Source organism: Nocardioides dubius (assembly GCF_039528155.1).
Lineage (GTDB): Bacteria > Actinomycetota > Actinomycetes > Propionibacteriales > Nocardioidaceae > Nocardioides > Nocardioides dubius.
On sequence record NZ_BAAALG010000017.1, the window covers coordinates 169,348 to 175,536 of the forward strand.

A 6,189-nucleotide genomic window follows, 5' to 3' on the forward strand; every position below is an offset into this window, starting at 1 on the left:
GTTGCTGGCTCAGCCGGTCACCGGTACCGGGTGGTGCACACGTAGGTGTGCAGCTTGGCACCCTTGCCGACCTTGGCCTTGGCCTTGCGGACGGCGGCCTTCTTGGTGAAGGCGATCGCGCCCCGGTACTTGACGATCTGGCCGCCCTTGACCCGCACGGCGACGGCGCCGCAGCCGTTGCGCACCCACAGCACGGTGCGGCAGCCGGCCGTGTCGGAGCGGCTCTTGCAGTGCTTGACCGCGGCCTTCTTGGCCCGGGCCTTGGTGGCCTTGTCGTAGGCCCAGCCGCTCCAGCCGTCGTTCACGTTCAGGGCGATCGCGCCGAAGTTGACCCGTCGGGCCGCGACCTTGCCGGCGACGTCGTCAGCGGTGCTGCTGGTGGCGCCTGCGGCCGGCGCGGCGGAGGCCGGGGAGAAGGCCGAGAAGACGCCGAGCGTGAGCAGCAGCGCCACGCCCAGTGCCCCCAGGCCGTTCAGCACGCCGGACTTGTGGTTGCTCATGGAATGACTCCCTCCGAGATGGAGCCGACGGTTCCGCCGGCCACTGCAGCCCTACCCGGGAGGCTGCAGACCAAACCTAGGCGCGGGGATTTCGCCGTGCCTCCCCAACGTTCGGTACCTGTCGTCGGCGGACAGCGACTGCTGGTTTGGCCTGCTCGCATGGGAGGATGGAGAGCCGTACTCGATCCACCGAAAGTGCACCCGTGAACAACGCACCCCAGCCCGGGCACACCGATCCCGCGATCATCCGCAACTTCTGCATCATCGCGCACATCGACCACGGCAAGTCGACCCTTGCCGACCGGATGCTGCAGCTCACCGGTGTCGTCGGCGAGCGGGAGGCCAAGGCGCAGTACCTCGACCGGATGGACATCGAGCGCGAGCGCGGCATCACCATCAAGAGCCAGGCCGTGCGGATGCCGTGGACGGTCACCGAGGGCAACGAGGCGGGCGCCGAGCCGGGCACCTACGTGCTCAACATGATCGACACCCCCGGTCACGTCGACTTCACCTACGAGGTCTCGCGCTCGCTGCAGGCGTGTGAGGCCGCGATCCTCCTGGTCGACGCCGCGCAGGGGATCGAGGCGCAGACGCTGGCCAACCTCTACCTGGCGCTGGGCCAGGACCTGCACATCATCCCGGTGCTCAACAAGATCGACCTGCCGAGCGCGAACATCGAGAAGTACGCACTCGAGCTGGCCAACCTGGTCGGGTGCGAGCCGGAGGACGTGCTGCTCACCTCCGCCAAGACCGGCCTCGGCGTGGAGCGGCTGCTCGACGAGATCGTCAAGCAGATCCCGGCACCGGTCGGCGTCGCGGACGCACCGGCCCGTGCACTGATCTTCGACTCGGTCTACGACACCTACCGCGGCGTGGTCACCTACGTCCGGGTGGTCGACGGCGAGCTCTCGCACCGCGACAAGATCAAGATGATGTCGACCGGTGCGCTGCACGAGATGCTCGAGGTCGGCGTGATCAGCCCCGAGCCGATGAAGGCCGGCAAGATCGGCGTCGGCGAGACCGGCTACCTGATCACCGGCGTGAAGGACGTGCGCCAGTCGCGGGTGGGCGACACCGTCACGGTGAGCTCGCGCCCGGCCACCGAGTCGCTGGGCGGCTACCAGCACCCGAACCCGATGGTCTACGCCGGTCTCTACCCGATCGACGGCGACGACTACCCGGTCCTGCGCGACGCGCTGGAGAAGCTCCAGCTCAACGACGCCGCGCTCACCTTCGAGCCGGAGACCTCCGGTGCGCTCGGCTTCGGCTTCCGGTGCGGATTCCTCGGCCTGCTGCACATGGAGATCAGCCGCGAGCGACTGGAGCGGGAGTTCAATCTCGACCTGATCTCGACCGCGCCCAACGTGGTCTACGAGGTGGTCATGGAGGACGGCACGCAGCACACCGTCACCAACCCGAGCGAGTACCCCGAGGGCAAGATCCACGAGGTCCGCGAGCCGGTCGTGAACGCGACGATCCTGGCGCCGTCGGACTACATCGGCACGATCATGGAGCTGTGCCAGAACAAGCGCGGCAACCTGCTCGGCATGGACTACCTCTCCGAGGACCGGGTCGAGATGCGCTACACCCTGCCGATGGGCGAGATCGCCTTCGACTTCTTCGACCAGCTCAAGTCCAAGACCAAGGGCTACGCCTCGCTGAACTACGAGCGCTCGGGCGACCAGGCCGCCGACCTGGTCAAGGTCGACATCCTGCTCCAGGGCGAGCCGGTCGACGCGTTCTCGGCGATCGTGCACCGTGAGGCCGCCTACGGCTACGGCGTGGCGATGGCCTCCAAGCTCAAGGACCTGATCCCGCGCCAGCAGTTCGAGGTGCCGATCCAGGCCGCGATCGGCGCGCGGGTCATCGCGCGCGAGAACATCCGCGCGATCCGCAAGGACGTGCTCGCCAAGTGCTACGGCGGCGACATCAGCCGCAAGCGCAAGCTGCTGGAGAAGCAGAAGGAGGGCAAGAAGCGGATGAAGATGGTCGGCCGCGTCGAGGTCCCCCAGGAGGCGTTCGTGGCCGCGCTGTCCACCGGCGGTGGCGGCACCGAGAAGGCGACCGCCAAGAAGTGACGGCGCACCTCGCGGCGGTCAACACCGGGGCGGTCCGCAAGGTGCCCTGGGGCGGACGCGGGCGGGGCACCCGCAGCGCGATCACCAAGTCGCCGGCCTCGGGCGCGGTCCAGGTGACCCGTCTCGGGCTGGTCGGCGACGAGCAGGCCGATCTGCGGCACCACGGTGGGCCGGACCGCGCGCTCTACGCCTTCGCCGTCGAGGATCTGCGGCGCTGGGCCGGCGAGCTCGGTGGCGAGCTCGCGCCGGGAGACTTCGGCGAGAACCTGACCACCGCCGGCATCGACGTCAACGCCGCGCTGGTGGGGGAGAGGTGGCGGATCGGCACCGCACTGGTCCAGGTCTGCTGGGTGCGCACGCCCTGCTTCAAGTTCCAGGCCCGGCTCGGCGAGCTGGGCTTCGAGACCGCCGGCTGGCTCAAGCGGTTCACCGCCGATGCCCGCCCGGGTCCGTACCTGCGGGTCCTGGAGGAGGGGGTGGTGCAGGCCGGCGACGAGATCGTGGTGGTGGATCGTCCTGAGCACGACGTCTCGGTCTCGCAGATGTTCCGGATCGTCACCACCGAGCGCGAACGACGGCACGAGCTGCTGGCGATCGGCCACGCGCTTCCGGAGTTCGTGCGCGCCGACATCCTCGCCTGAGCCGACCGCCCTACTCGGCGTCGAGCAGGGCGACCAACATCTGCACCAGGTCGTCGACGATCGGGTCGATCGGGCCCGACTGCCGGTCGTGCTCGCGCTCGTACTCCTGGTCGGCGAGGGCGCGCACGCTGACCTGCGCCAGCCAGCGCATCCGCCGGGCGAAGGTGGCCAGGTCCAGGTGGCTCAGCCGGGAGCGCAGGGCACCCTCGAGCACCTTCATGTGCTCGGGGCGGGGTGCGATCTCCTCGGCGCGGTGACCGCCGTGCAGGGTGACCACCTGGGTCAGGAAGCGCAGGTACCAGGTGGGATGCGCGGCGTCGCCGCGATCGACCATCTCGGCCAGGGGGAGGACGAAGCAGCGGACCAGGTCGCCCAGCGGGGCCTGCTCCGGCCGCTCGCCGAGGGCGTCGAGCAGCTCCTTGCGACGCTGCTCGACGTCGTCGGAGCGGTGCGCGATCACCGCTGCGACGAGCCCGTCCCGGGTGCCGAAGTGGTACTGCGCGGCCGAGTTGTTGCGCTGTCCGGCCGCCTGGCCGACGTTGCGCAGGGAGACGCCCTCCACGCCGCGCTCGGCGATCAGCTGCTCGGCGACCTCGATCATCAGCGTCCGGGCGGCGGTGCGCGGTCCGCGGGTGGCGGCGTTCGGGGTGACGGTCACGGCGGCAGGCTATCGCGATCGGGAGACCCCGTTGACGGCGGGTGAGACGAACGTCTTAATTTGATCCTGTACTTAGTACGCCTGTCTTAAATTCCTGGAAGGCCATGGCATGGGATCACCCGACTCCACGACGGACGCTGCTCAGCGTCCCAACATCGTCGTCGTCCTGCTCGACGACGTCGGCTTCGGCGCCGCCTCCACCTTCGGTGGACCGGTGCACACGCCGACCCTGGATCGGCTCGCCGCCCGCGGGCTGCGCTACAACCGCTTCCACACCACGGCGATCTGCTCGCCGACCCGCGCGGCGCTGCTGACCGGCCGTGACGCCCACGCCACCGGCGTCGGCACGGTGCTCAACTCGGCGTTCGACCACCCCGCCTACAAGGGAGTGCTCCGCGCCGAGACGGCCACCGTCGCCCGGCACCTGCGTGACGCCGGGTACAGCACCGCCTGCATCGGCAAGTGGCACCTGGCGCCGACCTGGGAGAGCTCGCAGGTGGGACCGTTCACCCGGTGGCCCACCGGTCAGGGCTTCGACCACTTCTACGGCTTCCTCGGCGGCGAGACCCACCAGTTCGAGCCGACCCTGTACGAGGGCACCCGGCCGGTGCATCGCCCCGAGCGCGACGACTACCACCTCACCGAGGACCTCGTGGACCGGAGCGTGGACTGGGTGCGGATGCAGCGCTCGACCACCCCGGAGCGGCCGTTCTTCCTCTACCTGGCGACCGGGGCGACGCACGCGCCGCTGCACGTCCCGCCGGGCTGGCGCGAGCGCTACGCCGGCGCCTTCGACCAGGGCTGGGACGCCGTCCGGGAGGAGACCGCGCAGCGCCAGCGTGACGGCGAGGTGACGCCGCCGGACGCCGCGCTGACGCCCCGGCCCGAGGAGATCCCGGCCTGGGCCGACCTCAGCGACGACGAGCGCACGGTCGCGGTGCGGATGATGGAGGTCTACGCCGGCTTCCTGGAGCACACCGACACCCAGCTCGGCCGGCTGGTCGACGAGCTCGAGGCCAGCGGCCAGTTCGAGAACACCCTGTTCTGCTACGTCGTCGGCGACAACGGCAGCAGTGCCGAGGGCGGCCCGGCGGGCGCGCTCAGCTACATGGGCACCCTGCAGGGGCTCCCGGAGCCGACCGCGCTGCGGATGGCCGCACTCGATCGGATCGGCACCGCGGACTCCTACGCCCAGTACCCGGCCGGCTGGGCCTGGGCGATGACCGCGCCCTTCCAGTGGATGAAGCAGGTCGCCTCCCACCTCGGTGGCACCCGCAACCCGATGGTGCTCAGCTGGCCCGACCGGATCAGCGGAGCGGGCGAGTGGCGCCGGCAGTTCGGCCACGTCAACGACCTCGCGCCGACCTTCCTCGAGATCGCCGGAGTCACCGCGCCGGAGACCGTCGACGGTGTGCCGCAGCTGCCCTTCGACGGCAGCAGCATGACGGCGACCTTCGCCGCCGCGGATGCTCCCGAATACCACCGTCAGCAGCTGTTCGAGGTGAACGGACACCGTGCCATCTACCGCGACGGCTGGCTGGCCGCCGCCCACCACGGCGGCGTGCCGTGGACGGTCGGGATGCCCGGCACGCCGCGCGACTTCGCCGACGACGTCTGGGAGCTCTACGACCTGGACGCCGACTTCAGTCAGTCCGCCGACGTCGCTGCCGAGCACCCGGAGCTGCTGACCGAGCTGCGCGAGCTCTTCGACGCCGAGGCCACCCGGCTTGGCATCCTGCCGTTGCAGGACGCCCGGGTCGCGCGGACCAAGATGCCGCGGCTGGTCGAGGGGCGCACCAGCTTCACGTTCTACCCCGGCATGGTCGGCCTGCCCGAGGGCCAGGCGCCGCGCCTGCTGGGGCGCTCGTGGCATGTGGCCGCACGGCTGGAGGTGAGCGGCGCGGTGCGCGGCGTGGTGGCGACCATCGGCGGGCGCGCGGCCGGCTGGTCGCTGTGGGTGGACGAGGAGCGTCATCCGGTGGTCACCTACCGCACCTTCGAGGTGGACCGGGTCGAGCTGCGCGGCGAGCCGCTGGCGGCCGGCGAGCACCTGGTCGAGGTGGTCTTCGACTACCAGGGACCGGGCTTCGCCCGGCCGGCGGAGCTGACCCTGGTCGTGGACGGGGCCGAGGCCGGGCGCGGGCGGCTGCGCGCCACCCCGCCGGCCATCTTCTCGATCGACGAGACGTTCGACATCGGGTGCACGACCGGCTCGCCGGTCGGGGACCACCCGGTGAGCTTCGCATTCGAGGGCGGCCGCATCCTGCGGGTCGACCTGGAGCTCGACGGCTGAGAGTGCCGCAACGCGACAG

At 70.5% G+C, this 6,189-nt stretch carries 5 protein-coding genes; 3 read left to right on the forward strand and 2 right to left on the reverse strand.

The features are described from left to right. Positions 1–17 precede the first annotated feature (17 nt). On the reverse strand, positions 18–500 hold the full coding sequence (locus ABD151_RS20710) for a DUF4189 domain-containing protein (RefSeq protein ID WP_343996760.1): 483 nt from the start codon (positions 498–500) through the stop codon (positions 18–20). A gap of 167 nt (positions 501–667) precedes the next feature. On the opposite strand from ABD151_RS20710, the gene lepA reads away from it, so the two are divergent. Both lepA and ABD151_RS20720 read left to right on the forward strand, forming a co-directional pair. After that, a complete protein-coding gene (lepA, locus tag ABD151_RS20715; RefSeq protein WP_415630028.1) occupies positions 668–2,578 on the forward strand; it encodes a translation elongation factor 4 in 1,911 nt (636 codons plus the stop codon). Then, a complete protein-coding gene (locus ABD151_RS20720) occupies positions 2,575–3,219 on the forward strand; it encodes an MOSC domain-containing protein (protein ID WP_343996762.1) in 645 nt (214 codons plus the stop codon). Before lepA ends, ABD151_RS20720 begins: the two co-directional genes overlap by 4 nt. Before the next feature lie 10 nt (positions 3,220–3,229). Here the strand turns inward: ABD151_RS20720 and ABD151_RS20725 are convergent, their stop codons facing one another. Then, a complete protein-coding gene (locus tag ABD151_RS20725; RefSeq protein WP_343996763.1) occupies positions 3,230–3,877 on the reverse strand; it encodes a TetR family transcriptional regulator in 648 nt (215 codons plus the stop codon). Positions 3,878–3,986: 109 nt separating this feature from the next. Between ABD151_RS20725 and ABD151_RS20730 the strand changes: the two genes are divergently transcribed. After that, on the forward strand, positions 3,987–6,170 hold the full coding sequence (locus ABD151_RS20730; protein WP_343996764.1) for an arylsulfatase: 2,184 nt from the start codon (positions 3,987–3,989) through the stop codon (positions 6,168–6,170). Positions 6,171–6,189 lie beyond the last annotated feature (19 nt).

Bases quoted from the DNA above. Each gene is read 5' to 3' on its own strand.
- ABD151_RS20710 (WP_343996760.1), bottom strand. From the start codon at position 500: ATGAGCAACCACAAGTCCGGCGTGCTGAACGGCCTGGGGGCACTGGGC.
- lepA (WP_415630028.1), top strand. From the start codon at position 668: ATGGAGAGCCGTACTCGATCCACCGAAAGTGCACCCGTGAACAACGCA.
- ABD151_RS20730 (WP_343996764.1), top strand. From the start codon at position 3,987: ATGGGATCACCCGACTCCACGACGGACGCTGCTCAGCGTCCCAACATC.